Raw genomic sequence first — 26,609 nt, forward strand, 5'->3', positions numbered from 1 at the left:
GGCTGGGAAGGTGGACGCGACCGCCGCTGAAGTCCAGCAATAGCGCCTTAATTCGCGGAAAGGCGGTCAGGCGTTCACCCGATGCGTTCGACCTGCGGCACCGCCGCGCCGCGCGCCGGACGCACGCGCCAGACGCTGTCGGGGTAGGCGTCGTATTCCCGCGCCTTGCAGGTGGAGACCACCATGAGCTGGGCGACCGCCTCGTCCCGGCCGAGCGTCAGATGCACATAGCCGCGGTCATAAGCGTTGTGGCGCAGCACTTCAGGGGCGGCCTGTTCGGTGTAGACGCCGAAATCGACGCCGGGCAGGTTCAGGCGCTCGAATCGCGAGGGCGAGCTGACGGACGTCACGCCGAACTCTGTCCCGACCCGCGATCCGTTCTGGTCGTGAAGGTCGAGCACCCAGGCGTTATGGGTGTCCCCGGTCAGGGTGATGAAGTCCGCGTTCGCCGCGCGCGCGGCCGCATACAGCCGCTCGCGCTCGGCCGGATAGCCGTCCCAGGCGTCGAGATTGAACGGCGTGCCGAAGGCGAAGCGCTGGATGAAGCTCCACGCCAGCGGGTCTGAGGACCGGATCGCCCAGCGCAGCCAGAACGGCATGACCTCGGGATAGTCCGGCGCCGGCACGCGGCCCATGATCACCTGGTTGGCGAAGACCCGCCACGGCTTTCCGGCCGCGACCGAGTCCGACAGGGCGCCGGAGACGAAGGCGAGCTGATCGGGACCCAGCAGCGTGCGGCTTTCATCCCCGGCGGTGCGTTCGAGCCATTCTGCGACGATGCGCCGGTTCTCCGCATCGTTCGGATCGGCGGTCTCGGGATCGACCGGGAAGGGATCGAGCAGGATCTCTTCGGACCGCGCGGTCAGCCGGGTCTCGAGGAAGATCAGCGTGGCCAGATCGCCGACCTCCAGCGCGCCCCAGCGCTCGTGCATCGGCGTGCGCGGGCGCGACGGCGTCCAGGCCTGCCAGGCCGCCAGCGCGGCGTCGCGGCGCTCGGTCCAGACGCCCTCGCTGTCGTCGTGGTTTTCCGCGCCGTCCTTCCAGGCGTTGTTCGCCGTCTCGTGATCGTCCCAGATCAGCACCATGGGCGCGGCGGCTTTAAGCGCCTGCAGATCGGGATCGGAGGAGTACTGGGCGTGCCGGCGGGCGTAGTCCGCGTAGCTGACGATCTCATGGCCCGGTTCGGGCACGCGCGACAGCCGCTCGGCGTCCTCGGTGGCGTACCCGTCCGCGGCGTATTCGTAGAGATAGTCGCCGAGATGGACGGAGAGATCGACGTCGCCGCGCTGGGCGGCGTGGGCGTAGGCGTTGAAGAAGCCCGCCGGATAGTTCGAGCACGCGAAAGCTGCGATCCGGAACTGCTCGACCGGGCCCTCGGGCAGCGGCTTGGCCCGGCCCACGGGCGAGACATGCTCGCGGAAGCGGAAGCGGTACCAGACCGGCCGGCCCGGAACGAGGCCGTCGGCGAGCGCCTTGAACGGCGTCGCTCCGTCGACCGGCTCGCCCACAGGCGACGCCGCGTCGGTGAAGACCAGCGCGGCGAAATCGGGCGTATCGGAGACCTCGACCGTCACCGGGCCGCCTTCGGCGCCGGTCACCGCCGTCCACAGCACCAGCGAAGTCTGATCGGGATCCCCGCTCGCAACGCCGTGCTTGAACGGGCCGTCGGGCCGGGGCAGCGGTTCGAAACGCTGCTCGGAACAGGCCGCCAGGCCCGCGCCCGCGCCGGCCGCAGCCAGAAGCGCCCCGCGGCGCGTGAGCTTGACTTCGTTCTTCATCGATTTCCCTCCCCGCGGCGCTGCACGCCGGGACGTATCCAAACCCGCTCCGGGACCTGCAGGCAAGCGCGGCGCGCCTCTCTCCGACACGGTGCGGCCGGCGCGAGGGCCCCTCTCCCTCGCGCCGGCCGCCAGCCCGTCCCCCCGGACGGACCTGTCAGGAACGGAGCCTAGAACTCCGCGCCGACCCTCAGGCCGGCCATGCGCGGGCTGCCCGCGATGAAGGTCGGCAGGCCGAAGCTGTCGCCGGTGTTGCCCGCGTCGATGATGTATTTCTCATCGAGCAGGTTCTCGACAAAGGCGACCGCGTAGAACCGGTCCTGCGGGGCGTCGTAGCGGATCTTGAAGTCGACGATGCCGTAATCGCCCTGGGTTTCGTCCTGCACCGCGTCGTTCAGGTCGTTGTCGTTGTCGAAGAACACGTCCGACTGCCAGGACCAGGTCGGGATCAGCGACAACCGGCCCACGGGCAGCTCGAACTCCGCCAGCAGACCGAGCGAGGCCGCATGATCGGGCGACAGGCGGAAGCTGTTCCCCGCCAGCTGCTGGACGTTCCCGGACTCGTCGGTGTCGTCGAACTCCGCCGAGTTGTAGGCGTAGGTCGCGAAAACCGAGACGATCTCGTTGAGCTGGGCGTCGAACTGGCCCTCGAACCCGTACTGCGTCGCCCGGCCCGCGTTGTCGGTGACGAAGGTGACGAGGTTGGGGTCGAAGCGGTTGGTCTGGAAGTTCTGGTATTCGGAATAGAAGACCGAGGCTTGCAGCGTCGCCGCGTCCCAGGTCCAGAACCCGCCGATCTCATAGTTGTCGACCAGTTCGGCGGGCGCGACCGTGAACAGATCGGGCGAAGCGCTGTCGAAGCTGATCACGTCCGGACGGCGGCCGCGGGCGTAGCTCGCCCAGACGTTCAGCACGTCGGAGACCTCATAGTGCGCCGCGAGACGCCAGGTGACGTCGTCGAAGCTGCGCTCGCCGGAATAGACGCGCTGACCGCCCGGGGTCGGGGGCAGAAACAGCATGCCGCCCGGGGTGAAGCCCGTCACAGGCGAGCCCGGCGCGGTCGAACCCGAATAGACGCTCGCCTCCTTTTCCTCGCGCGTCCAGCGCAGCCCGGCGGTGAGGTCGAGGCGATCGGTCGCCGCCCAGGTCACGTCGCCGAAGATGTCGAAGGCTGTGGTGTCGCCGAAGTTCGCGGTCTCTTCGAGATAGAACTCCGGAAGGGTGATGAACTGGGCCAGGGCAGGATTGATGAAGCCCGGCAGCACGCCCGGCACGAAGATCGGCGTGGGATCGAACGGATTGTCGAACCCGGCCGCATTCGGGACGCTGAACAGCCCGAGCCCCGCCTCGATGGCGCTGACCGGCTGGCTGACCGCAGCGGCGATTTGCGGCGCGAACACCGCCTGGACGACGCGCGGGTTTACCGCCAGCGGAATGCGTTGCTGGCCGCTTTCGTAAAGATAGGACGCGCCGAGGAAGCCGGTGACCGGCCCGCCCGCATCGTAGTCGAAACGGACTTCCTGGCTCCACTGGCGCCCCGTGGCGTCCTCGGCGACGACCAGGAGCTCGGCGCCCGAACCGTCCGGATCGAACACTTCGAGCGATTCGAACGCACGCCAGCCCGAGATCGAGCTCAGCGACCAGGCGTCGTTGATCACGTAGTCAGCCAGCGCGGTGACGCCGTAGACCTGACGGTCGATCCCCAGCGGCGCGCCGCCTTCGAACCCGCCGAACGTGCTGAGCGCCGCCGGATCCCACGGCTCGCCGACCGGAACGCCCGGCAGCGGCGGCAGGGTGTTTGAACGGAAGCTGGTGCCGCCTTCGGGCGTGTCGGTCTGATAGTTTGCGATGACGTCGAGCGTGAAGGTCGAGGTCGGCTCCCAGCGGGCCGAGGCGCGCACCGCGCTCAGCTCCACGCCGTTCATCGCTTCGCCGCCGAGCAGGTTCTCGACATAGCCGTCGCGCTGCTTGTGCGCGCCGGCCAGACGCAGGGCGAAAGTGTCCGTGACGGGCATGTTTACGTGACCGCGCGCCTCGAAGCGCTCGTAATCGCCGATCGTGACTTCGGCCGATGCGGTGTAAGCGTCGAGATCGGCCTTGTTCTGGATGACGTTGATCGCACCGATCAGGGCGCCGCGGCCGAACAGGGTGGCCTGCGGACCCTTGACGACTTCCACACGCTCGATGTCGAACAGCTCGACATAAGCGCCGCGGGCGCGCGAGATCGACACGCCGTCCTGGAAGACCGCCACGCGCGCCTCGCCGGTGGCCGCGCCGTCGTCGGAGGTGATGCCGCGGATCACGAAGCCGGGATTGTTCGGGCTCTGCTCCTGAACCTCCAGGCCCGGCACGAAGTCCGACAGCTCGTCGAACTGCTCGATCCCGAGCGTGTTCAGGCGGTCCTCGCCGTAGGCCGTGACCGCGATCGGCACTTCGGCCAGGGATTGCTCGCGCTTCTGGGCGGTGACGACGATGACGTCGGTGGTGAGCACCGGCGTGTCGGTCTCGGACTGGGCGACGGCGGGCGCGCCGACGAGCGCGCAAAGCGCGGCGCAGGCGGACAGGCGGGCCTTCATGGTCATGGCGGTGTACCCCTCGGTCTCGGTGGTGAGAATCCCCTCGCGCCGGACAGCGGCGCGCTCGCGAGCCGGATACAGGCCGCGGGTGACGCTTCCTTTTCATCGCCGTGACAGGTATTTAACGCTGCCGCAGCATCACATTTTCCGTGTCTGCGAAGACACACCAGGCCGCTGGGCGGCCGCCCCAGCGCGGAGCCGATCATATGGGCGAACTTCGCCAGCACACCGCCGGCCCCGACGACGCCGGAGAACGGCTCGACCGGTTTCTGGCCGCCGCGTTCGAGGATCTGTCGCGCTCGCGCTGCAAGGCGCTGGTGGAGGCCGGTGCGCTGAGCGTCGACGGCGAAGCGCTGACCGATCCGTCCGCGAAGGTGAAGGCCGGCGCGGTCTATACGCTCGACGAACCCGATCCCGAACCGGCCGAACCGCGCGCCGAGGACATCCCGCTGACCGTCCTGTTCGAGGACGAGGACCTGATCGTCATCGACAAGGCGGCGGGGATGACCGTGCATCCGGCCGCCGGCAACTGGACGGGCACGCTGGTGAACGCGCTTTTGCATCACTGCGCGGACAGCCTGTCGGGCATCGGCGGGGTGCAGCGGCCCGGCATCGTGCACCGGCTGGACAAGGACACCTCCGGGGTGATGGTCGTCGCCAAGTCCGACCGCGCCCATCAGGGCCTCGCCGCCCGCTTCGCCGATCATGACGTCGAGCGCGCCTATCTCGCGATCGTGCGCGGCGGACCGAAACCGAAGGCCGGGCGGATCGAGACGCGGCTGGTCCGCTCCTCCTACGACCGCAAGAAGTTCGCCGTCGCCGAGGATCCCGACAGCAAGGCCGGCAAGATCGCGATCACCAATTACGAGGTCCTCAAGAGCTACGGCCAGGAGCCCGGCGCCTCTGTCGGCACGCCGGTGGCGAGCCTTGTGGAGTGCCGGCTCGAAACCGGCCGCACCCATCAGATCCGGGTGCACATGGCGCATATGGGCGCGCCCCTGCTGGGCGACCCGGTCTATGGCCGCGGGCGATCCTCGCCGCTCATACGCATCGACAAGGACCGCACCTTCCGCGATTTCCGCCGCCAGGCCCTGCACGCGGCAATCCTGGGCTTCGAGCATCCGGTCACAGGCGAGCCCCTGCGCTTCGAGACCGAGCCGCCCAAGGACATGCAGCGCCTGATCGGGTTTCTGGAAACGATCTAGAGCGGCTTGCCGAGCACCCAGTCCTGATAGGTCGTCCCGCCGACGTCGAAATCGCGCTCGCCGACCGTCTCGAAACCCATGCGCTCATAGAAGGCCAGCGCCCGGGCGTTCTCCTTGTAGACGCCCAGTAGAAGCCGCTCGCCGCCCGCACGCCGCGCGCAGGCTTCGGCCTCGTAGAGCAGCCGGCGGCCGACGCCGCCGCGCTGAAACCGCGAAAGTACGTAGATGCGCTTGATCTCGAGATCGGTCTCCTCGACCGCGACCGGCAGATCGGGCGGAGAAAGATGCAGATACCCGACCGGCGCGCCGTCGAGCTCGGCCAGCCAGACCGCCTGGGCGGTGTCGCGGATGGCGCGCTCATAGACCGGCGCGGTCTGGCGCTCGGCGCAATGACGCACCAGCGCGCCGCCGTCGATCACGCCGGCATAGCTTTCCAGAAAACTCGCAGCCCCCACCAGAGCGACTGCGGAAGCGTCGGCCGGAGCGGCGCGTCGACATGTGATGTTCATGGTCGCCGAGCTAGCCTGATCGAAACCAAGGCGGCAAGACCGTGTTTCCGCGAGAGCGTCTTAATTTCCACGCGATCGGCGTGCAGAAATAATGGCGCGGCGGTCACGATCCGCCTCACTGCGATGTGAGAGGCTCGCATCGCGCAAATCGAGTACCTACATGGTGCCGGCTCCGTTGCGCTGAACGCGGTCCGGACGGCGCCAGACAGGGGAGACGGACGCCATGGCCAACACCTCGATGCCGATGATCACGCCCGAAGGCGGGCTGTCGCGCTATCTCGCCGAAATCCGCAAGTTCCCGATGCTCCACAAGGACGAGGAGTTCATGCTGGCCAAGCGCTGGCAGGAGCACGAGGACACCGAGGCGGCCCACAAGCTCGTCACCTCGCATCTGCGCCTGGTCGCCAAGATCGCCATGGGCTATCGCGGCTACGGCCTGCCCGTCGCCGAGGTCATCTCCGAGGGCAATGTCGGGTTGATGCAGGCGGTCAAGAAATTCGACCCCGACAAGGGCTTCCGTCTGGCGACCTACGCCATGTGGTGGATCCGCGCCTCGATCCAGGAATACATCCTGCGCTCCTGGTCGCTGGTGAAGATGGGCACGACGGCGGCCCAGAAGAAGCTGTTCTTCAACCTGCGCCGGATGAAGAGCCAGATGCGCGCCCTCGACGAGGGCGATCTCAGGCCCGAACAGGTCGAATACATCGCCACCAAGCTCGGCGTCACCGACGACGACGTGATCTCGATGAACCGCCGCCTGTCGGGCCCGGACGCCTCGCTGAACGCGCCCCTCAGGAGCGAGAGCGAAAGCGAGTGGCAGGACTGGCTGACCGACGACGCGGCGACCAGCGCCGAGGAAGAACTCGCCACGTCTGACGAGTTCGACACGCGCATGACGCTGCTGCAGGAAGCGATGGCGGGCCTCAATGAGCGCGAGCGCCACATCATTCAGGAGCGCCGCCTGACCGAAGAACCCAAGACGCTGGAAGACCTCGCCCAGGTCTACGGCGTCAGCCGCGAACGCATCCGCCAGATCGAGGTGCGCGCCTTCGACAAGCTGCAGAAGGCGATGAAGGATCTCGCCGCCGAGCGCGGCCTGCTGGAGAGCGAAGACTAGGGGCTACAGCCCCTGCTCTTCCTCCGGCGGCGCGCCGGTGTGCTGGCCCTTGAGCCGGACGATCCCGACCGCGAGGCAGGCCTGGGCGGCGTAGTAGGTCGTCCAGACGAGCCCGCCCTGAAGGTCGGCTGCACCCAGGCGCAGCTCGAACCCGCGGAACCAGCCTGCGGCGAGAATGGAATCCGACAGCACGAACAAGAGCGCCCCGATCGTGATCAGGCGCGGCCCGTTCACCAGCGCCGCGACCGCCGCCATGATCAGGATCAGTCCGAGATACGCGCTCGCCGTCGGCAGGAGATACCCCATGCCGGGGCTGAGCCAGAGCCACATCGCCGCGCCGTAGGCGGCGAGCGCCAGAGCGAGCACCAGGCCGTCCTTGCGCACGCCGTGCCTGGCCAGCGCGATCGCGAACATGGCGAGGTAGACCAGGTGCGCGCCGGCGAAAAAGGCGATGCCGGCCTCGGTCTGCTGGGGCGTGGTCCCGAGCGCGAAATCCCCGCAGGCCGACAGGCCCAGTGCGAGCGCCAGCGCCGGCGCCTTGCTGAACAGGGCGTAGGCCGCCAGCAGCACGATCCCCAGCGCCTTCAGGATCGCCAGGCCGGGCATTGAGACGATGAAGAGATCGAACACCAGAAACACGCTCGCCGCGATCAGCGAGGCGACCAGATAGACGGGCGCCGCCCAGGACGGGATCAGCGGTTCGGTGTCGGCGTAGCGATCGGTCAAGTGCGCCTCCGATTAGGTCTTCCCGGTGCGCCGGGCTATGTCAGCGCCGGTATAACGCATCGAAACACGGCCCGGACGCAAGCAGGGGGACCCATGCGCCGCACCGCACTCATCTGTCTCGCCCTTTTCACCGCACCCGCTCATGGCGACGAGCTGCCCGCAGACCTCGCCGCCCTGCTCGCCGCAGCGGCTGAAACCGGCGAGGCCGAGACCTTCGCCGACGCCGTGCGCCTGATCGCGCTGACCCGTCCTGCGGACGAGATCGCGGCCGCCGCCGACGCGCTGGGCCGAGGCGACACGGCGCGCGACCTGCTGGGGCTCGACTCTCTCGCCCTCGCCGAAGACGTAGCGATCGCCGAGGCCGAAACGGCCGAGCCTTTGGCCGCCGAGCCTGAAGGCGGCTTTCTGTCCCGCACGGCCGGGCGTTCGCGGGCGGCGAGCTCAAGACCTGGTCGGGCCGGGTGAAGCTCGGCCTGCGCAGCGATTCGGGCAATTCCGACCGGATGGACTATCACCTCGCCCTTGAAGCCGAACGCGCCCTGTCGGGCTGGGGTTTCGAAGGCTCGGCGGAGTACGCCTATTCCGAGGTGGACGGCGCAGTCGGCCGAGACGAGGTGCTGGTCAAAGCCCGGCTCGATCGCGAGGCGGGCGAGCAGTGGACCCTCTACGCCGATACAGCGTTCGAGCAGGACGATCTGTCTGGCTATGACTGGACGGCGTTTCTGGGCGCGGGCGTCGGCTACCGGGTGTATGATAGGCCGGGCCGGGCCTGGACGCTGCGCGCGGGCCCCGGCCTCAGGCTGATCGACGAGCCGGCCGCGCTGACCACCGAAGCCGCGCTCGACCTCGCCTCGGATTTCGAGCTTCAGCTTTCAGAGGCCGTGCGGTTCGGATCGGAGACACGATTTCTTCTCAGCGACAGCGCACGCGCCGATCAGGTGTTCGTACTCGACACCGCGCTCGGAGAGCTCTGGGCGCTGAGCCTGAAATACCGTTACCGCCACGAGTTCGAGCCCGAGCCGGGCTTCGAGGAGGGCGACAGCCGCACCGACATCTCGGTCGTCCGGGAATTCTAGTCCGCCAGCGCCTTGATCGGGGCCAACGGCCCGGGCTTGCCCGGTCCGCGCGGCCGCGTACCCCCTGCGCCGATCCGGCCGGCCGCGAAGTCGTCCACCAGCGCCGCCCAGCGGTTCGACCGCGCCGCGATGTAGAGGAACGGCCCGTCCTCGTCGGAACGGAATTTGGAGTCCGTCGCGACGACGAACCAGCGTCCGTCACGCTCGACCATGAACGGCGACCCGCTGTCGCCGCGCGTCGTGTCGCAATCATGCGAAAGCGTGTCGTCGCCGAAGACCTCGAGCGTCGAACAGCCGACATTACCTGACAGCCGGTCGCCGGTGTCCCAGGAATAGCCGGCCTGGCTGAGTTCCGCACGCGCGCCGGGCGCGAGCGTCTCCACGCCCAGCCAGCCGAGCTCGTCGCCCAGACGCCGGTCAATGCGCAGAAGCGCCCAGTCGGTCCCGTCCAGATCGTCGCTGTCGGAGAAAACCGCCTCGTCCCAGTCCTCGTCGACCAGGAAGTCGATCACCTTGGCGCGCAGCGGACCGTCCGGCATGTCGTCGCCGGTCTCGAACACGCCCGACGCGTCGATCCGGCCTTCGCTCGAGATGCAGTGCGCCGCGGTGATCAGGATGTCGGGACCGATCAGGCTCGCCGTGCAGGTTCCACCCTCGCCGAACTCCGCCCGGCCGATGACCCGCCAGGGCAGCACGGACGTGTCCATCAGCATCCGGTCGTCCCGGCCAAAATAATGGTCGTTGATCGTGATCGGCCGCTCACGCCCCACGCAGTCGGCACGATCGGAGCGCGCCGCGCAGTTTCCGGTGCCGATGTCCGGCTCGTCGCAGATCCCGTCGAACGCGGTCGCGCAGGTGTCGTCGCGAAATCTCAGATGGGAGACCTCGCCGCAATCGGTCCGGTCGGTGCCTTGGGTGCAGGCCGCCGTGCCGAAGCGGGGCTCGTCGCATTCCCCGTCCCCGGCCCATTCGCAGCTGTCGTCTTCCTGGCCGGTCATGATGCGCCAGCAATCGGAATAGTCCGTGCCCGCGTCGCAGGCGCCGGTGCCGAAGCCCGGCTCGTCGCACTCGCCGTCTTCGGCGTGCACGCAGCTGTCGTCGCCGCCTGCGCCGGGTTTCTTGATCGCCTGCAGAAGGCGCGTGTAGTCGCGCGCGCCCGGCGTTTCGGAAAATCCCTCCAGAACGCGCGGCGCATCGGCCGATGCGGCGGCGGTCCCGGCCAGGACGAGCCCGGCGGCGGCGAGCATGGTGCGAAGCAAAAGCGATCCCCCGTGTCTGCGAGCGTGAGGCTCGCCCCGCACGGCTCCGCGGTCAAGCCGACGGATCGGGGCGGCGGCGCACGTACAAGGGGTCGGGAGCTGCGACGGACCGTGCGCCGAAGGAGACGCCAAGATGATCTGCAACCTTATGAAAACAACCCTGCTCGCCTGCGCAGCCGGGGCCGCCGCGGCCTGCGCGGCGCCCGCCGCTCCACATGCTCACGCCAGCGCCTACGGCGAGTGGCGGCTGGCGGCGCCGCGCTGTCCCGACCTCGTCGAGGACCGGATCGACCGCCGGATCGTCTGGTCCCGCGCAGATCTGCGTGAAGACCGGCGCGATGCGCGAGTTGTCGAGTGTCCCGCGAACGCCCTGGTCTGGGTTCCGAGCCCGAACGCCCGCCGCGCCCTCGCTCCGATTCATCCCGGCGCCGTGTTGGTCCGGCACCTGCCCGACGGGCGCTACGCCGTGGCTGATCGCAGAGGCCGGCCGGTCGATGTGCGCATCGTCGTCGACCTGTGAGCAATCGTCCGGGTCCGGACGGGAGCGCGACCGGGCGCCGCACGCGCAGGGATTGCGCACCGCTTCGACTCGGTTAATATTTTCATGACTGCGTCACTGTCGGGCCGCTCCCCTCAAGCCGCCCGGACGCGGGGCCCGGAGACTTCGCCGCGCATGGCACGCCGCCGCGGAGCCGACCGGAACAGGAACGCCGCCGGCTCCCCTCGCCGGCGGCGTTCATCTTCCTGAACCCAAGCTGAAAGATCGTCCCAGCGCCCATTCAGGCGCGAAAGGTCAGTCTGGTCTCAAGGGCGCACTCACGCGCCGGAAAGGAGACCCGCCATGACCGTGCTCGCGAAGCTCGCCGCAGCCGCCGGGTTCGCCGCGCTCGCTATTGCGGCGACGCCGGACGCGGCCGAAGCCCAACGCCACCATCCCGGCGCCTATGGCGGCTGGGACCACCCCTATGACAGTCGGCGGTACGGCCGCTGGAACGGGCCGGAAGGATATTTCGTCGTCTTCGCCCGGGACTGCCCGGATCTGCGCGAAGACCGCCGCGATCGCCGCTACCATCACGGCAGGAGCGATCGGCGTGAAGATCGCCGCGACCGCCGCGTCCTGCACTGCCCCGACTACGCCTGGGACTACGCGCCCAGCCGCCGCGAGGTGCATCAGGGCCGCTATGGCGACCGGCTACGCCCCGACGTGGCGTACTGGGACCATCGCTCGCAGCGTTACTACGTCCAGACCCGCTGGGGTCCGGTTCCCGTTCATATCGAGTGGAGCGGCCGGAACCACTGGGACCGCTGGGATCACCGCGAACGGTGGAACCGCTACCGTCACGGAAGCGGCGTGCATTTCGAGTTCCGGTTCTAGAGCTCAGGGCCGGATCACGCCGTCCAGATAGCGCTTGGCGGCCCCGGTCAGCACCACGCGGTTCCCCGCCTCGGCGCGCATGACCAGCGCGCCGGGGCGCGGGCCGATCTGGCGGGCGGTGAGTTCGGTCCGCCCCAGACGGCCGGCCCAGAACGGGGCGAGCGTGCAGTGCGCCGAGCCGGTGACCGGATCCTCGTCGATCCCCGCGTCTGGGCAGAAGAAGCGCGAGACCACGTCCGCGCTCTCGCCCCGCGCGGTGGCGAGGACGTTCACGCCGGTCTTTTTCAGTGCCGAGAAATCCGGGTTCAGCCCTGCGATCTCGGCTTCCGAGGCGTAGACGAACATCTGGTAACGCGCGCCATGGATGCGCTCGACTTCGAAGACTTCGCCCTGCGCTGCGCCGAGAGCGGCGAGCGTGCCGGGCGCGGCCTCGGCGGCCTCGAACGGCACGGCGGGAAACTCCACCGCATAGGCGGCTTCGCCGGTCCGGCGCACGAACAGGCGGCCCGATTTCGTGTCGAAGGCCGCCCTGTCGCCGCCGACCAGGCCGCGCTCGAACACCACAGCGCCCGAAGCCAGGGTGGCGTGTCCGCACAGATCGACCTCGCAGCCCGGCGTGAACCAGCGCAGATCCCAGGCGTCGGCCTCGGCCTTCTTCACCAGATAGGCGGTCTCGGACAGGTTGTTGGACTGCGCGATTCCAAGAAGATCAGCGTCGGGCAGGAACGCCTCGAGCAGCGCCACCCCGGCCGGATTGCCCGAATGAGGCCGGTCGCCGTCGGGGAAGGCGTGGATTTCAGCGTAAGCGATCTCGGCCATCACACCCCCCGCGTCGAAACGCGGTCGCCTGTGTCCGGCGCGGCGGCGGCCGCTTCGATCATCGCGGCGAGGAACTCGCTGGGTTTGCGCGAGCGGGCCGTGCGCCAGTCATAGGCGCGGTCGCGCCGGACGGCTTCGCCCTTTGACGTGAAGACCAGCACGGCCGGCGCGCCCTTGAGCTCGGCGAAGCCGAGGCGATGCACCGCATCGAGATTTTTGTCGTAGCGGCCGACCGAAAACTTCACGATCTCGAAGAGCTCGTCGAGCTTCGGCGCGATCTCGTGCCGGCCCATCATCTGGTCGAGCACGACGCAGTCGGGGCACCAGGCGCCGCCCATCACCACCAGGATGCGCTTGTTCTCGCGCGCAGCGGCTTGAAACGCCGCGTCGAGCGCGGCCTGGACGTCGAGATCTTCGTCATAAGGGGCGTGGGTCATGCCCGCCTGCTAGCGCGGCGCAGCGCCCGCGTCGAGCCTTACGCCGCCGCCCAGTGCGCTTTCAGCATGGCGGCGGTTTGCTCAGCGCGCTCATAGGGCCACCAGTGTCCGCAATCATCGAACATGTGAAACCGCGCCCCGGTGCGTGCGGCGAGCCGCTCGCCGACCGCCACGCTCGCATAGGGATCGTGCTCGCCCCAGAGCACCAGACCCGGACCGGCCCCGGCCAGGCCCGGGATCGATCCGGCCCAGTCCGTCCCGATCGTCACCGCCGAGCGATAGAGCTTCAGGATCGCCGCCTTCATGGTCTCGTCGCCGTGGCTTGCCACCTCGCGCGCCGCCGCGGCGGGCACGCGCGCTTCTTCCAGCGCGGCGGCGAAGCTCGCCTCGTCCATCGCCGCCATCAGCTCCTCGCCCGCACCTTCGGTCTGCCAGATCTGCGCGAGGTCGTGCCAGACATAGGCCTCGTCGATCGCCACCCCGCCCGCAGCCCAGCTCTTCACCTTGCCGGGATGCAGCCCCGCGACGCGCTGGACCAGAAGCCCGCCCCAGTCATGGCCGACCAGATGCACCGGGCCGCCGCTGCGCGCGACAGCGTCGTCGAGTTCGCCTTCCAGCCAGCCGGCGTAGGCGTCCATCGAACAGTCGAACCCGGCCGGGACCGGCGCGCCGAAGCCGGGCATGTCGGGACAGGCGTAGTCGCCCCGCCCCAGCGCGGCGAGAACGCCGTCCCAGAGCCGGTGCGTGTCGGGCACGCCATGGATGAAAAGCACGGTCATGGATTTCGAGCTCTAGCCTTCGCTCATCTCCGGGGCGGGGGCGAAGGGGCGGATGCCGAAGAGCGGGTAGATCTCCTCGGGGAAGTAGACCACGCCGTCGGCGACCACCATGGAGATCGATTTGACCGCCTTGAAGTCTTCGGTCGGATCGCCGGGGACCAGGAAGAAGTCCGCGTACTTGCCCGGCGTGATCGAGCCCAGCTCGTCGCCCGCGCCGAGATAATCGGCCATGCCCTGGCTCGCCCAGGCGAGGATCTCCGCCGGGCTCATGCCGATGGTCTGGTAAAGCTCGAGCTCGCGGTGATGGGCCAGCCCGCCGCCCAGATCGGTGCCCGGCGCCATGAAGATCCCCCGCTCGCGCATATAGGCCAGCGTCTCGGTGATCTGCTCGAACGCGCCGCGATAGGCGATGTCGTCTTCTTCGCTTTCGATCGCCGCCCAGGCGCTGCGCATCTGGCGCTGCGAGCTTGCGGGCATGTGGTCGATATAATCGGCCGCGCCGGGGCTCACCTGCCCGTTCCGGCTCAGAAGCAGCGCCTCGTGAATGGCGAAGGTCGGATCGATGGCGATGCCGCGCTCGGCCATGGAGTCGATCGTGGCGATCACTTCGGGGCTCTGAAGATCGAGCTCGGGCAGGCGCTTGAGCGCGGTGAGCCTCAGAAGGGTCCGCGTGTCCTCGCCTTCGTTCAGCACCCAGCCCAGCATGAGCTGGTTGATATGGGTCAGCTCGTCATAGCCCGCGGCGATCATGGCGTCCGCGTCGGTGAAGGCGGGCACGTGGCCGGTGACGCGCAGGCCCCGCTCGCGCGCGGCCTCGATCACCGCCGGAATCCATTCCGGCCGCATCGAGTTGTAGACCTTGATCTGGATCATGTCGCCGCGATCGGCGTAGGTGTGCACGGCCGCGACGGCCTCTTCCTCGCTGCTGACCAAGATGCCGTTATTGGAATTGAACGGGCTCTTGCCCTCGATGAAGCCGGAGCGGAAGACGCGCGGGCCGATCACCTTTCCGGACTCGATATCGGCCACCAGCCCGTCCAGCACGGCGTTGTTGTTGCCCATGTCGCGCACGCTGGTCACGCCTGCGGCCACGTTCAGCGCCGCCGAGCCCTCGCCCAGATGGGCGTGCATCTCGAACAGGCCCGGCAGCAGCGATCCGCCCGCCCCGTCGATCAGCACCTCGTTCGCCCCGCGCGCGTCGGCCGCCTCGATCGCGGTGATCCGCTCGCCCTCGAAGACCACCGACACCGGTCCGCCCAGCGCTTCGGTCTCGGGGTCGAAGACGCGCACGTTCGCCACGCGCACCGGCCGGTCGTATTCGCGCCCGGTCTCCGCGCGGATCTGCGCGAACCGCGCCGCGCCGTATTCGGCCGCCTTGGCGCGCAGCGCTTCGTCATGCATGGCGATGTCTTCGGCCAGCACGGCGAAGCCCGGGCTCATCACCCCGGCGAAGGCCTCGCCGTCCATCACGAAATAGGTCGGGTTCTGGCTGGTCCCCGACAGGGCGTAGCTCTGAAGCGTCACCGCCGCATCGCCCTCGCCCAGGCTCAGCGTCTCCATCTCGGTCAGCCGCACCTCGCCGCCGGGAAGCGCAGGCACGACTCCGTCGTCGTCGGCGAGCAGCACGCGTGCGGCGATCGCCAGCTGATAGGGCGAGGCGTTCTGCGGGATGTAGAGCGCCGGTTCGTCCCAGGCCGTCTCGCCCGAGCCTGTGGAATCCGTCCAGGCCGCGCGCCCGCCCTCGACGGCGAAGCGTTCATCGACCGCGTTGCCGAAGGTCTCAGCCCCGGTGATCGCCCAGCTGGTGGGATAGCCGTCCTCGCCCAGCGCGATCTCTTCGTTCAGGGTCGGGCCGCGGCCGTTATTCCTGAACTCGTAGAAGATATCGACCCCGCCCATGCGCGGGGACAGCTCGATCGCGCCGATCTCCGTGCCGCCGACCAGAACCACGTACCGGTCCGCCTCATGCGCAGGCGCGGCGACCACGGCGCTTTCGCCCGCACCCCCGCGCTCGCCCGCCTCGCAGGCCCCGAGCCACACCAGACACGCCGCCGCCATGCCGGCGGAAACACCAAAACGATCCATGAAACACTCCCCTGAGGCGCTTTAATTGCGCCGTTTGGAGAGGAGGTTAGCAGGGCGGAGCGGTGATGGCGAGGATGGGGGGCGGAGCGCTACTCGCCGCCGCCGCTGCGCATCCGGCGCGCAGGCGCGAGAAGAAAGAAGCCGCCCATCGCGATCCAGGCCGCACCGAAGAGCAGCAGAAACCAGGGGCCCGTCGCCCCGCCGACCGGAGGCTCGCCGGTCGAGATCACGCAGGCGCCGGTGCGGGTCTCCTCGCGCACCTGCAGGATCGTGGTGTCGCCGACCTCGCCAACGGTCTCGGGGCTTGTCACGACGGGGCACTCGGCCAGCGCGCCGCCGGGCGCGGTGAAGGCGAAGGTTTGAACAAAGCGCTCGTCATAACGCGGGTGCGGCTCGACGCGGACGATTTCGGCGGTGATCGCGCTCCAGGCGCTCAGCTCGTCAAGCCGCTGGTCCCGCGCGTCGAGCCCGAGCGTCAGGACCCAGACGCCCACAGCCAGCACCGCCGCCCCGATTAGCCGGAACTGCCAGACCTTGGAAGATTTCATGCCGACCCCCTTTGTGGGGACCAGCCTAGCGGCGCAGAGCGGCCGGGGCAAAAAGCGCGCCCCCTACTCCGCCGCCTCTCGCCCCTCCGCGTCATACCGGTCCCCGTCCGCTTTCATCTCGTCGATGCCGAGCAGGGCGTTGAGCTGGGCGAAGTCGAGCATGCGCTCGCGGTAGCGGGCGGTGGCGCCGTCGGTTTTCAGGACGGTGAGGAATTCCTCGGCCATGAAGGCGAGCGCGCGGACCATGGCGCCGGGCGTGATGACCAGGCGGAAGCCCGCCTCGCCGAGCTCGGCGGCGGTTCTGAGCGGGGTGCGGCCGCCCTCGACCATGTTGGCGAGCAGCGGGACGCGGCCGGCGAAGCGCTCGGCGATCGTCTTCATCTGATCGAGATCGGCAGGCGCCTCGACGAACAGCACGTCCGCGCCGGCGTCGAGATAGGCCTCGGCCCGGTCGAGCGCAGGCGCGAACCCTTCCACGGCGATAGCGTCGGTGCGCGCGATGATCAGCGTGTCCGCGCTCGCCCGCGCATCGACCGCGGCGCGCACCTTGCCGGCCATCTCCGCCCGGCTGACCAGCGTCTTGCCGGCGAGGTGCCCGCAGCGCTTGGGCAGTTGCTGGTCTTCGAGCTGGATCGCCGCGGCGCCGGCCCGCTCGAACGTCTTCACCGTGCGGATGACGTTGAGCGCGTTGCCGAACCCGGTGTCGGCGTCGACGATCAGGGGCAGGCTCACCCGCTCCGTGATGCGCTCGATCGTGTCGGCGACCTCTTTGGCGCTCATCAGGCCCAGATCGGGCCGGCCGAGCTGGGTGTAGGCGATCGAGGCGCCGGACAGATACGCCGCCTCGAAGCCCGCGCGCTCGACCATGAGCGCTGAGAAGGCGTCGTACACGCCGGGCGCGAGAACCGGCGGGCCGGAGGCGAGCCGGGCTCGGAGGCGGGCGCCGGGCGCGGCGGGTCGGGGGTCGTTCGAGGCGTATGTCACGCGCCCTCCTGGCCCGCGGCGACGCGGGCGTGCAGCGCGGCCATGAGGCCGCCTTTTTCGATGATGTGGACGAGGTTTTCGGGGATGGGCCGTACGGAAAAAACCGTGTTCCGGTCGAGATTTTCCAGCTTTCCGGCCGCGAGATCGAGCCGCAGCCGCTCGCCGGGCGCGATTCTGTCCTCGGAATCGAACAGAACCGCCGGCAGGCCGATATTGATGCAGTTGCGGTAGAATATCCGCGCAAAACTCTTCGCGATCACCGCCGATATTCCGAGGGTTTTAAGGCTGATCGCGGCCTGCTCCCGGCTCGATCCGATGCCGGTGTCCGCCCCGCAGACCAGCATGTCGCCGGGCCGCACGGAAGGAGCGAAGTCCGGGTCGATCGCTTCAAGCGTATGTTTGGCAAGGGCTTCGGGGCCCTTTTTCATCGCCCAGCCCGGCGCCAGCAGATCGGTGTCGATCCGGTCGCCATAGACCCAGGCCCGGCCTTCGCGCGCGCTCATGCCGCCTCGCTTCGCTTTTGCAGATAGGGTCTGGGGTCGGCGATGCGGCCCTCGATGGCGCTGGCGGCCACGGTGTAGGGCGAGCCCAGCCAGACCTCGGCGTCCTTGTGGCCCATGCGGCCGCGGAAATTGCGGTTGGTCGAGGAGATGCAGACCTCGCCTTCGGCCAGAAGCCCTGCGCCCAGCCCTGCGCACGCCCCGCAGCCCGAGGGCAACATCACGGCGCCAGCCTCGGTCAGCGCGGCCAACGTGCCGTCCTTGCTGGCGGCCTGGGTGACCTTCGCGCTCGCCGGGGCGATCAGCAGGCGTTTTCCAGGGGCGACCTGCCTCCCCCTGAGAACCGCGGCGGCCATGTGAAGATCGCTGAGCTTCGCGCCGACGCAGGCGCCGATATAGGCCTGGTCGATCTCCACGCCGAGATGGTCTGAGATGTCAGCCGAATTCGCCGGGCTGTGAGGCGCGGCCACCTGCGGGGCGAGGCTGGAGGCGTCGAGCCTGAAAACCTGGGCGTATTCAGCGCCTTCGTCAGAGCGCCAATGGGCGATCTCCGCCTCGTCGATCTCGCCGCCATGGGCTCTGATATGGGCGAGCGTGGTGGCGTCGGGCTCGACCAGCCCCGTCTCCCCGCCCAGCTCTGCGGCCATGTTGGCCAGAACCGTGCGCTGCTCCATGTCCATGGCGCGCACCGCCTCGCCGGCATACTCGATCGCCTTGAAATGATTGCCCATTCCAAGCTCGCGGCAGAGCGCCAGCATGACGTCTTTCGCCGCAACGCCCTGCCCGAGCGCGCCTGTGATCTCCACCCGGACAGTCTCGGGCACCACCGTCCAGGTCTCCCCGGTGGCGACGATCGCGGTCATGTCGGTCGCCCCGAACCCCGCCGCATAACAGCCGAACGCGCCGGCGTTGGTGGTGTGGCTGTCTCCGCCCGCAATGAACAGTCCGGGCTTCAAAAGCCCGTGTTCAGGCAGGATCACATGGCAGATGCCCTTCATGTCGTAGAATTTAGACACGCCGTAATCGCGCGCGAACTCGCGGGTGAGCTTCAGGATCGCCGCGCTGTCGGCGTCCACGGCGGGCACGTAGTGATCAGACACGATCACCACCTTGTCGGGATCCCAAAGCCCCGCGCCCAGCGCCTCAAGCCGCGCCTTCCAGCGCCGCGGCCCGGAGCTGTCATGGGCCATGGCGAGGTCGACCGCGGCCGTGACGATCTCGCCGGGCGACACTGCGTCGCGGCCCGCAGCACGGGCGATGATCTTCTCAACGAGGGTTGCGGGCATATCTCCGCCTCCGCTAACACGGGCGCCGTCGAGCCTAGAGCGAAACCGCCCGATGCTTCGACACTTTCCGCGTAAAGGATATATCTTTATACCATTCGACGCGAAACCCCGCCCTGCGGCGCGAGCTCACACCGGCGCGCCCGGGCCGAAACTGAAGGACGCCGACATGGCCGCGCTCGACGCTTCGACCGAACCGACGATCAGCTTCAACTGGGAGGATCCGCTCCATCTCGACCGCCAGCTGAGCGAAGAGGAGCGGATGATCAGCCAGACCGCCCGGCAGTACTGCCGCGAGAAGCTGCTGCCGCGGGTGATCGACGCCTATCGCGAGGAAAGCTTCGACCGCGCGATCATGACCGAGATGGGCGAGCTGGGGCTTCTGGGCGCCACGGTCGCCGAGGAGTACGGCGGCGCGGGCCTCAGCCATGTCGCCTACGGGCTCATCGCGCGCGAGGTCGAGGCGGTGGATTCAGGCTATCGCTCGGCGATGAGCGTGCAGTCCTCGCTGGTCATGTATCCGATCGAGGCCTTCGGCACCGAAAGCCAGAAGAAGAAATACCTGCCGAAGCTCGCCACCGGCGAGTGGGTGGGCTGTTTCGGCCTGACCGAGCCCGACGGCGGCTCCGACCCCGGCGCGATGCGCACCAACGCCAAGAAGGTCGACGGCGGCTACGTGCTGAACGGTTCGAAGATGTGGATCACCAACTCGCCGATCTGCGATCTCGCCGTGGTCTGGGCCAAGCTCGACGGCAAGATCCGCGGCTTCGTCGTCGAACGCGGCGTGGACGGCTTCGACTGCCCCAAGATCGAAGGCAAGCTCTCTCTGCGCGCCTCGGTGACCGGCTCGATTTCGCTCAATGACGCTTTCGTGCCCGAAGACGCGCTGCTGCCGAACGTGTCCGGCCTGCGCGGGCCCTTCAGCTGCCTGAACAAGGCCCGCTACGGCATCAGCTGGGGCGCGATGGGCGCGGCGGAGTTCTGCTGGCGCGCGGCCCGCGACTACGCCATGGAGCGCGAAGTGTTCGGCAAGCCGATCGCCGGCACCCAGCTCGTGCAGAAGAAGCTCGCCGACATGCAGACCGAGATCGCTCTGGGCTATCAGGGCGCTCTGCAGCTGGGCCGGCTTCTGGACGAAGGCGCGTTCGTGCCCGAAGCCATCTCCCTGATGAAGCGCAACAATTGCGGCAAGGCGCTCGCCATCGCCCGCGAGGCGCGCGACATCCATGGCGGCAACGGCATCGCGGAGGAATATCACGTGCTCCGTCACGCGATTAACCTCGAGACCGTGAACACCTATGAAGGCACCCACGACGTGCACGCCCTGATCCTGGGCCGGGCGCAAACCGGGCTTCAGGCGTTCAGCTAGGCGCCTGCCCGATCCGTCCGCGCAAACGCGCGCTGCGGCCCTGCGAAAACAGTCGTATCACATGGCTTGAACCGGACCGTGCGAACCCGTAAGCGGGCGTCGCCGCGATCCTGCGGCGCCGCTTCGCTCATCGGCCGGACATGGACGTCGAATTCTTCACCCGCTTTCTCGCCGCACTGTTCGCGATGCTGAACCCGCTCGCGGCCATGCCGGTCTTCCTCAGCCTCACCGAAGGCGAGGACGAGGCGAGCCGCCGGCGCACGGCCATCACTGCGACCATCGCCACCCTGGTGGCGTGCTTCGCGGTGGCGCTTCTGGGCAAACAGATCCTCGGCCTGTTCGGCATCGCCATCGACAGCTTCAGGATCGCCGGCGGCATCCTTCTGTTCTCGATCGCGCTGACGATGATTTCCGGCGCGCGTCACGCCTCGAGCGCGGGCAGCGAGCGCGAGCGCGGCCAGATGCAGAAGGTCGACAATCCGGCCGTCTACCCCTTCACCATCCCTATGACGGTAGGCCCGGGCACGATCGCCACGCTGATCATCTTCTCAGAACAGGTCACAAACCCGATGAAGGCGGGCGTGTTCGCCGCCGTGGTGGTGATCGTGGTCGCGCTTCTGTGCGCGGCGCTGCTCATCGCCCCGCTGATCGACCGTGTGATCAGCCAGACCGCCCGCACCGTCTCGATCCGCATCATGGGCATCATCCTCGCCGCTCTGGCGGTCGAGTTCGTGATCGTGGGCCTCAGGGGCTCGGGCCTGATCGGGCCTGCGGCGGGCGCGCTTTAGATTCACTCCGGGCCAAACCGCGTCTCTTCCCTCCCCCTCCGCGGGGAGGGTGGGCCGGCGCGAAGCGCCGGGTCGGGTGGGGGGAGCGCCATGTTTTGCGAACGCGGCATGTGCGATCCCACCCCACCCGTCCGCTTCGCGGACACCCTCCCCGTCAAGGGGAGGGAAGGAAACGGCGGTTGCGGTTTCGCGAAGCTTCAGATCGCCGTCTCGCCTGCCGGCTCGCGGAGATTATACCGCGAGCTCATCACCGCGCCGTAGGCGCCGGCGTCGGCGATCAGCATGACGTCGCCTTCGAACGTCTCGGGCATCAGCCGCTCCGCGCCGAGAAGATCGGCGCTTTCACAGATCGGCCCGACGATCGAGGCGAGGCCCGCAGGCGCTTCGCCCAGCCGGGTGAGGTTCGCCATTTCGTGCCGCGCGCCGTAGAGCGCAGGCCGGATCAGCGAGTTCATGCCTGTCCCCAGGCCGATGAAGCGCGCGCCGAAGGCGTGCTTGACCTGGGTGACGCGAGCGAGCAGCACGCCGGCCTCGGCGACCGGGTAGCGGCCGGGCTCCATCCAGAGCCGGTATTGCGGATGCGCCTTCTTCAGCGCAGCGAGATCTTCGTCGACCTTTGACAGGTCCAGCGCCGGCGCGTCGGGACGCTCGGGCACGCCCAGGCCGCCGCCGACATTGAGCACCCGGACGTCCCCAAAGGCGTCGGCGGCGCCGGCGAGGATGAGGCCGATCTCGCGCCAGTGGCCCGGCTCGATCACGCCCGAGCCGGCGTGCGCGTGAAGGCCGACGACCCGCGCTCCGGCGCGCTCGGCCGCCTCGCGGGCTTCAGGCAGGGCGGCGAGCGGTACGCCGAACTTCGCCTTGGGCCCGGCGGTCTTCACATGCTGATGGTGGCCGCGCGGCCGGTCGGGATTGACCCGCAGGATCACGTCCGCGCCCTTGAACACGGCGGGCCATTCCTTCAGCGGATGCAGCCCGTCGATGGTCAGGTTCACGCCCAGCGCCCGCGCCGCCTCGTATTCCGAGCGGTGGGCGAAATTCGGCGTGAACAGGATCTCGTCGGCGAGAATGTCGGCGAACGTCTCGCGCAGGCGCATGATCTCGCCGGGGCTGACGCATTCAAAGCCCAGCCCGGCCTGCCGGATCGCTTCGAGCACGGAAGGCTCGTTGTTCGCCTTCATGGCGTAGAAGGCGCGGTCGAGGCTTTTCAGCCCCGCCACAGCCGACGCGCGCGCGCGGACCGTGTCGAGATCGTAGACGTAGAGACCGCCGGTCTGCGGGGCGAGGTCGAGCAGCGCCTGGCGCTTTTCCATCCACCATGGATCGGGGCGCGGGGCCCGGGCGCCGGCCTCAGACTGAAGCTCCGACCAGCTCGGCCCGAAGACGGGGCCTTCCGGCGCGGGGCTGATCAGCTCCTCATGCAGGCGCGCGGCGAGCGCGCGGCCTTCGCTTTCATTGACCACCACGGTGAAGTTGAGGTCGTTCGCCGCCTGGCTCACCAGAAGGATCGGCTTGTCCTGGAACATCTCCAGCGCCGGGGCGAGCTGATGCAGGATGCGCCGGATGCCGTAGCCCAGAAGGCTGACCGCGGCCGCGTTCTCGATGATCTTCACCCGGCAAAGCGGCTCGAGCTCGGCCTTGAGGCGCGTCAGCCGGGCTTCGTCGAGACCGGGATCGGGATCGAGGCTGACGGTGACGTTGGTTTCCGAGGTGGAGACCAGATCCACCGAAACGCCGACCCGCTTGAACACGGCGAACACGTCGGCGAGAAAGCCGGCCTGCCGCCACATGCCCGAGCCTTCCATCACGACAAGGCGCACGCCGGACTTCACCGAGACTGCTTTCAGGCGCGGCGCGTCGTCGCCGGGCTGGCTGGTGATTGCGGTGCCCGGAAGCTCGGGCCGCAGCGTGGAGCGCACCTCCATCGGCACCCCGGCGCGCCGGGCCGGGCCGATCGAGCGGGGGTGCAGCACCTTGCCGCCCATGGTGGCGATTTCCTGCGCCTCTTCGTAGCTCAGCGCGCGCAGATGGCGCGCGCCGGAGGTCAGCCGTGGATCGGCGCTGAACAGCCCCGGCACGTCGGTCCAGATTTCGAGCTTTTCGGCCTGCAGCTTTCCGGCGAAATAGGCCGCCGAGGTGTCCGACCCGCCCCGGCCGAGAAGCACCGTCTCGTCCCGCCCGTTGCGCGCGATGAAGCCCTGGGTCAGCACCAGCGCGTGGTCTTTGAGCCGCGCCTGCAGCGCAGGGTCGGCCGTATCGGAGGCGGCGTTGTCGAGATAGGCGCGGGCGTCCGATCCGTCATTGAGCGCAGCCAGCGCCTCGCGCGCGTCCAGCGGGCTTGGATCGAGCCCTTCGGCCCTGAGCTGTTCGAGTCCGAGCCGGCTCGCCATCAGCTCGCCCAGAGCCATCAGCTCGGCGCGCACGCGCGGGCTCGCCTCGCCCACAAGCGAAATCCCCGCGCAAAGCCGGTCCAGCGTCTCGAACTCGGCGGCGAGCAGCGTATCGGCGTCGAGCCCGGCTTTCGTGGCGAAATCACGATGGCGCGCCTTCACAGCCCCCGCCGCGGTCTCGCCGCCGCCTGACAGCGCCGCGCCGGGCAGGGCTTCGAGCAAGTTGGACACACCCGCGATCGCGGAATGGACGACCAGAACCTTGCCGCCGGCCTCAAGGCGTTTTCGCGCGAGCGCGGCGATCGTCGTCCAGCGCTCGGGTTCGGCGACGGACACGCCGCCGAATTTCATCACGGTCCAGGAAGCGGTGCGAGGTTCGGTCATCGAAGATCCGGTCGGGGCGGGAAAAAATCGGAGCCGGACATAGCGCGTCGGGCCGCTCGCGCCTAGCGTGGAAGGGCGCGCTGATGCGCACGCCGGTGAACGCGGCGGGACGGATGCGCTTTCATATCCGGCGCGAAACGGCTATCCAGCCGCTTTAAGACCATCGATTTTCAAGGAGGCCCGATCATGGCCGACGAACCCCATCGCATCACCTTCGTGGCGAAGACGTTTTCAGCCGCCGCGCTCGAATTTCACCGCGGGCGTATGGCCGATCGCGGCTACCGCATGGAAGGCCGCATCGAGCCGACCGTGTTCCAGATGATCGAAGAGGACGGCGAAACCAAGCCGGCCTTCGGCGGCGATCCGTATTTCACCGTCACTTTCGTCAAGCGCGAGGACTAGATGGGGTCGAGCGGGGCGGTGTCCGCCGAAGCGGTGGAGAAGACCTTTCGGCGCGCGAAAACCGCCGAAGAGGCCGTGGACCGGCTGAGCGCGCTTTACCAGGCCTCGGTCGACGCGCTGCGCGACGAGCTGAAAATCTATCTCGACGGCGGACCGCCGCCCAGCGAAGCCGAGCGCTTCGCCGGCGCTTTCGCCTATCCCGAGCTTCGGATCACCTATCTGCCCGAAGGCCCCGTGCCGCCGATCAGCCGGGCTTTCGGCAAGTTTTCCGAGGCGGGGGTCTATTCGCAGACCGTCACCCATCCCGAGCACTTCCGGCGCTATCTGACCCGGCAGATCACGCTTCTCGCCGAGGAATACCCGATCCGGATCGAGACCGGCCTGTCGACCCAGGAGATCCCCTTCTCCTACGTGCTCGACGGCGCGGAAGGTCTCGACATGGACGCGGCGAGCCCGGCCGAGCTGGTCCGTCATTTTCCCTACGCCGATCTGGCGCGCATCGACGACGCGCTGCCCAACGGCGACCGGGGATCGAGCGCGGCGTCGAGCCGTCCGCTCTCGCTTTTCGACGCCTCGCGCACCGATTATTCGCTGCAGCGAATCAAGCACTACACCGGCACCCCGATGGAGGACGTGCAGGACTTCATCCTGTTCACGAACTACCACCGGTATGTCGACGCGTTCGTCGAGTGGGCGGCCGAGCAGCTCAAGGGCGACAACGAGTACGAGGCGCTGAGCGCGGCCGGTTTCGTCCGGGTCGACGCGAACACCGAAGACCCGGTCGGGGAGGTCTCCGCCGCGCCCTGGCGGCGCTTCCAGATGCCGGCCTATCACCTGATCGCGCCCGAAGGCCGGGGCATCACCCTGGTCAATATCGGCGTCGGTCCATCGAACGCGAAGACGATCACCGACCACCTTGCGGTGCTGCGTCCCGAGTGCTGGCTGATGGTCGGCCATTGCGGCGGCCTCAGGCACTCCCAGCGGCTGGGCGACTACGTGCTCGCGCACGCCTATCTCCGCTATGACAGCGTTCTGGACCGCGACCTTCCGGTGGAGATCCCCATCCCGCCGATCGCGGAGATCCAGGTGGCGCTGCAACGCGCCGTGGAGACCGTGTCCGGCGACAAGGGCGATACGCTCAAGCGCCGGCTGCGCACCGGGACGGTCGTGACCTACGCGGACCGGAACTGGGAGCTGCGCTACAATCAGGAAGCCCGCCGCATCAACCAGTCCCGCTCGATCGCGGTGGACATGGAAAGCGCGACGATCGCAGCAAACGGCTTCCGGCTGCGCGTGCCCTACGGCACGCTTCTGTGCGTCTCCGACAAGCCGTTGCACGGTGAGCTGAAACTGCCCGGCGCGGCGAACCGCTTTTACCAGAAATCGGTCTCCGAGCACCTCGCCGCCGGGATCGAGGCGGTCGAGATCCTCAAGCGCGAAGGCAGCGCGGCGCTGCATTCGAGAAAGCTCAGAAGCTTCGACGAACCGCCCTTCAGGTGAGGCGGCCAGGTTTTGGCGTAGTGAGCGCGGACGGGCTCTGCCGCCGCCCGGCCCGGCTGCGTCTGCGCGCCGCCGCGCCTTCCAGCGCCAGTTCGCCGATCCGCCAGACAAAGCCCACGAGAGCGGGCGCGCCCACGAAAACACCCAGCGCGTCGGGGCTGGCGATGAACTCGGCCCTTTCGAACGCCGCCGGAAGCGCAGCGCGCGCGACCGAATAGGCGCAAAGGCCTGCAAGCCCGCCTGCGATCGCCGCGCCGATCGGGTTCTCGGGCGCCGGGCTCGCCACCGGGATCGACCGGAAGATCACGCCGCGGCCGAGCCAGGCGAAGACGATCGCGCCCACATTCGCCGCCAGCAGTGCGGAGACCGCCACCCTCACGAGCGCCGGTCCGCCGGTCGACGGGGTGACGCTGCCCGGCTCCGCGCCGGCGAGCCAGATGAGGGCCGCGGGCAGGACCGCGTCAATGAAGGGAAAGCTGAGCGCGAACGCGCCGAGCCCCGCGGCCAGCGCGATATTGCGCAAAAGCCGGGACTGCGCGCGGGGTTGTGGGGCGTCGGCGAGCGCCATGGCGAGCGATCGGTCTTCCTGTATCGGCGCGCCGGCGCATGTCGTCCGAGCGACAGGGAGCGGCGCGATCTCGCCTCGTCCAACGCCGCCGGCCCGCCCCGGTTCCGGCGGGCGGCTTGCCGCCGCGCGCGGCCTCGGGTTTAGTGAAGGCG

The 26,609-nt window shown here is 68.7% G+C and carries 25 protein-coding genes; 10 read left to right on the forward strand and 15 right to left on the reverse strand.

The features are described 5' to 3' along the window. Window positions 1–74 precede the first annotated feature (74 nt). Window positions 75–1,778 (reverse strand): alkaline phosphatase D family protein, encoded by a 1,704-nt coding sequence (locus ABL308_01355; GenBank protein XBQ16533.1) that lies wholly within the window; start codon window positions 1,776–1,778, stop codon window positions 75–77. A 170-nt stretch (window positions 1,779–1,948) separates the two neighbouring features. Next, on the reverse strand, window positions 1,949–4,360 hold the full coding sequence (locus ABL308_01360; protein XBQ16534.1) for a TonB-dependent receptor: 2,412 nt from the start codon (window positions 4,358–4,360) through the stop codon (window positions 1,949–1,951). A gap of 200 nt (window positions 4,361–4,560) precedes the next feature. On the opposite strand from ABL308_01360, the gene ABL308_01365 reads away from it, so the two are divergent. Then, a complete protein-coding gene (locus ABL308_01365) occupies window positions 4,561–5,559 on the forward strand; it encodes an RluA family pseudouridine synthase (protein ID XBQ16535.1) in 999 nt (332 codons plus the stop codon). Here ABL308_01365 and ABL308_01370 read toward each other — a convergent pair. Continuing rightward, window positions 5,556–6,068 (reverse strand): GNAT family N-acetyltransferase, encoded by a 513-nt coding sequence (locus ABL308_01370; protein XBQ16536.1) that lies wholly within the window; start codon window positions 6,066–6,068, stop codon window positions 5,556–5,558. The genes ABL308_01365 and ABL308_01370 overlap by 4 nt on opposite strands. A 223-nt stretch (window positions 6,069–6,291) precedes the next feature. Here ABL308_01370 and rpoH point away from each other — a divergent pair, with 223 nt between their 5' ends. After that, a complete protein-coding gene (gene rpoH / locus ABL308_01375) occupies window positions 6,292–7,185 on the forward strand; it encodes an RNA polymerase sigma factor RpoH (protein ID XBQ16537.1) in 894 nt (297 codons plus the stop codon). A 3-nt stretch (window positions 7,186–7,188) separates the two neighbouring features. On the opposite strand, the gene ABL308_01380 is transcribed toward rpoH, so the two are convergent. Then, window positions 7,189–7,911 carry a lysoplasmalogenase family protein gene (locus tag ABL308_01380; protein XBQ16538.1) on the reverse strand — a complete coding sequence of 241 codons (723 nt, stop codon included), beginning with the start codon at window positions 7,909–7,911 and terminating at the stop codon, window positions 7,189–7,191. Window positions 7,912–8,004: 93 nt separating this feature from the next. Between ABL308_01380 and ABL308_01385 the strand changes: the two genes are divergently transcribed. Together ABL308_01385 and ABL308_01390 are read left to right on the forward strand one after the other, a co-directional pair. Next, window positions 8,005–8,376: a hypothetical protein gene (locus tag ABL308_01385; protein ID XBQ16539.1), complete on the forward strand. Its 372-nt coding sequence runs from the start codon at window positions 8,005–8,007 to the stop codon at window positions 8,374–8,376. Further along, window positions 8,373–8,987 (forward strand): DUF481 domain-containing protein, encoded by a 615-nt coding sequence (locus ABL308_01390; protein ID XBQ16540.1) that lies wholly within the window; start codon window positions 8,373–8,375, stop codon window positions 8,985–8,987. Before ABL308_01385 ends, ABL308_01390 begins: the two co-directional genes overlap by 4 nt. On the opposite strand, the gene ABL308_01395 is transcribed toward ABL308_01390, so the two are convergent. After that, complete coding sequence (locus ABL308_01395; protein ID XBQ16541.1) at window positions 8,984–10,246, reverse strand: trypsin-like serine protease; 1,263 nt, start codon at window positions 10,244–10,246, stop codon at window positions 8,984–8,986. The two genes, ABL308_01390 and ABL308_01395, sit on opposite strands and share 4 nt — an antisense overlap. Before the next feature lie 133 nt (window positions 10,247–10,379). On the opposite strand from ABL308_01395, the gene ABL308_01400 reads away from it, so the two are divergent. Continuing rightward, window positions 10,380–10,766: a hypothetical protein gene (locus ABL308_01400; protein ID XBQ16542.1), complete on the forward strand. Its 387-nt coding sequence runs from the start codon at window positions 10,380–10,382 to the stop codon at window positions 10,764–10,766. A gap of 321 nt (window positions 10,767–11,087) precedes the next feature. Further along, window positions 11,088–11,621 (forward strand): hypothetical protein, encoded by a 534-nt coding sequence (locus ABL308_01405; GenBank protein XBQ16543.1) that lies wholly within the window; start codon window positions 11,088–11,090, stop codon window positions 11,619–11,621. 3 nt (window positions 11,622–11,624) lie between these two features. Here ABL308_01405 and ABL308_01410 read toward each other — a convergent pair whose 3' ends face one another. The 8 genes from ABL308_01410 to ABL308_01445 all read right to left on the reverse strand — a co-directional run bounded on the left by ABL308_01410 (window position 11,625) and on the right by ABL308_01445 (window position 19,059). After that, on the reverse strand, window positions 11,625–12,440 hold the full coding sequence (locus tag ABL308_01410; GenBank protein XBQ16544.1) for a PhzF family phenazine biosynthesis protein: 816 nt from the start codon (window positions 12,438–12,440) through the stop codon (window positions 11,625–11,627). Further along, complete coding sequence (locus ABL308_01415; protein ID XBQ16545.1) at window positions 12,440–12,877, reverse strand: thioredoxin family protein; 438 nt, start codon at window positions 12,875–12,877, stop codon at window positions 12,440–12,442. Before ABL308_01415 ends, ABL308_01410 begins: the two co-directional genes overlap by 1 nt. Before the next feature lie 38 nt (window positions 12,878–12,915). Continuing rightward, window positions 12,916–13,656 carry an alpha/beta fold hydrolase gene (locus ABL308_01420; protein XBQ16546.1) on the reverse strand — a complete coding sequence of 247 codons (741 nt, stop codon included), beginning with the start codon at window positions 13,654–13,656 and terminating at the stop codon, window positions 12,916–12,918. Window positions 13,657–13,668: 12 nt separating this feature from the next. Further along, a complete protein-coding gene (locus ABL308_01425) occupies window positions 13,669–15,741 on the reverse strand; it encodes an amidohydrolase family protein (protein XBQ16547.1) in 2,073 nt (690 codons plus the stop codon). 89 nt (window positions 15,742–15,830) lie between these two features. Further along, window positions 15,831–16,289 (reverse strand): hypothetical protein, encoded by a 459-nt coding sequence (locus ABL308_01430; GenBank protein XBQ16548.1) that lies wholly within the window; start codon window positions 16,287–16,289, stop codon window positions 15,831–15,833. Window positions 16,290–16,352: 63 nt separating this feature from the next. Next, window positions 16,353–17,273 carry an isocitrate lyase/phosphoenolpyruvate mutase family protein gene (locus ABL308_01435; GenBank protein XBQ16549.1) on the reverse strand — a complete coding sequence of 307 codons (921 nt, stop codon included), beginning with the start codon at window positions 17,271–17,273 and terminating at the stop codon, window positions 16,353–16,355. Next, entirely contained in the window at window positions 17,270–17,776 is a 507-nt protein-coding gene (locus ABL308_01440; GenBank protein ID XBQ16550.1) for a 3-isopropylmalate dehydratase, read from the reverse strand. Before ABL308_01440 ends, ABL308_01435 begins: the two co-directional genes overlap by 4 nt. Continuing rightward, window positions 17,773–19,059, reverse strand: coding sequence for a 3-isopropylmalate dehydratase large subunit (locus ABL308_01445; protein ID XBQ16551.1), 1,287 nt, complete (start codon window positions 19,057–19,059; stop codon window positions 17,773–17,775). Before ABL308_01445 ends, ABL308_01440 begins: the two co-directional genes overlap by 4 nt. A 166-nt stretch (window positions 19,060–19,225) precedes the next feature. Here ABL308_01445 and ABL308_01450 point away from each other — a divergent pair, with 166 nt between their 5' ends. Both ABL308_01450 and ABL308_01455 read left to right on the forward strand, forming a co-directional pair. Beyond that, window positions 19,226–20,425 (forward strand): acyl-CoA dehydrogenase, encoded by a 1,200-nt coding sequence (locus ABL308_01450; protein ID XBQ16552.1) that lies wholly within the window; start codon window positions 19,226–19,228, stop codon window positions 20,423–20,425. Window positions 20,426–20,565: 140 nt separating this feature from the next. Further along, window positions 20,566–21,213 (forward strand): MarC family protein, encoded by a 648-nt coding sequence (locus ABL308_01455; protein ID XBQ16553.1) that lies wholly within the window; start codon window positions 20,566–20,568, stop codon window positions 21,211–21,213. A gap of 197 nt (window positions 21,214–21,410) precedes the next feature. On the opposite strand, the gene ABL308_01460 is transcribed toward ABL308_01455, so the two are convergent. Continuing rightward, window positions 21,411–23,987 (reverse strand): bifunctional aspartate kinase/diaminopimelate decarboxylase, encoded by a 2,577-nt coding sequence (locus ABL308_01460; GenBank protein ID XBQ16554.1) that lies wholly within the window; start codon window positions 23,985–23,987, stop codon window positions 21,411–21,413. Window positions 23,988–24,173: 186 nt separating this feature from the next. Between ABL308_01460 and ABL308_01465 the strand changes: the two genes are divergently transcribed. Both ABL308_01465 and ABL308_01470 read left to right on the forward strand, forming a co-directional pair. Beyond that, window positions 24,174–24,389, forward strand: coding sequence for an AMP nucleosidase (locus tag ABL308_01465; protein XBQ16555.1), 216 nt, complete (start codon window positions 24,174–24,176; stop codon window positions 24,387–24,389). Beyond that, window positions 24,390–25,889: an AMP nucleosidase gene (locus ABL308_01470; protein XBQ16556.1), complete on the forward strand. Its 1,500-nt coding sequence runs from the start codon at window positions 24,390–24,392 to the stop codon at window positions 25,887–25,889. Here the strand turns inward: ABL308_01470 and ABL308_01475 are convergent. After that, a complete protein-coding gene (locus ABL308_01475; protein XBQ16557.1) occupies window positions 25,882–26,457 on the reverse strand; it encodes a hypothetical protein in 576 nt (191 codons plus the stop codon). The genes ABL308_01470 and ABL308_01475 overlap by 8 nt on opposite strands. Window positions 26,458–26,609: the final 152 nt, after the last annotated feature.

The organism is Oceanicaulis sp., from assembly GCA_040112665.1.
Lineage (GTDB): Bacteria > Pseudomonadota > Alphaproteobacteria > Caulobacterales > Maricaulaceae > Oceanicaulis.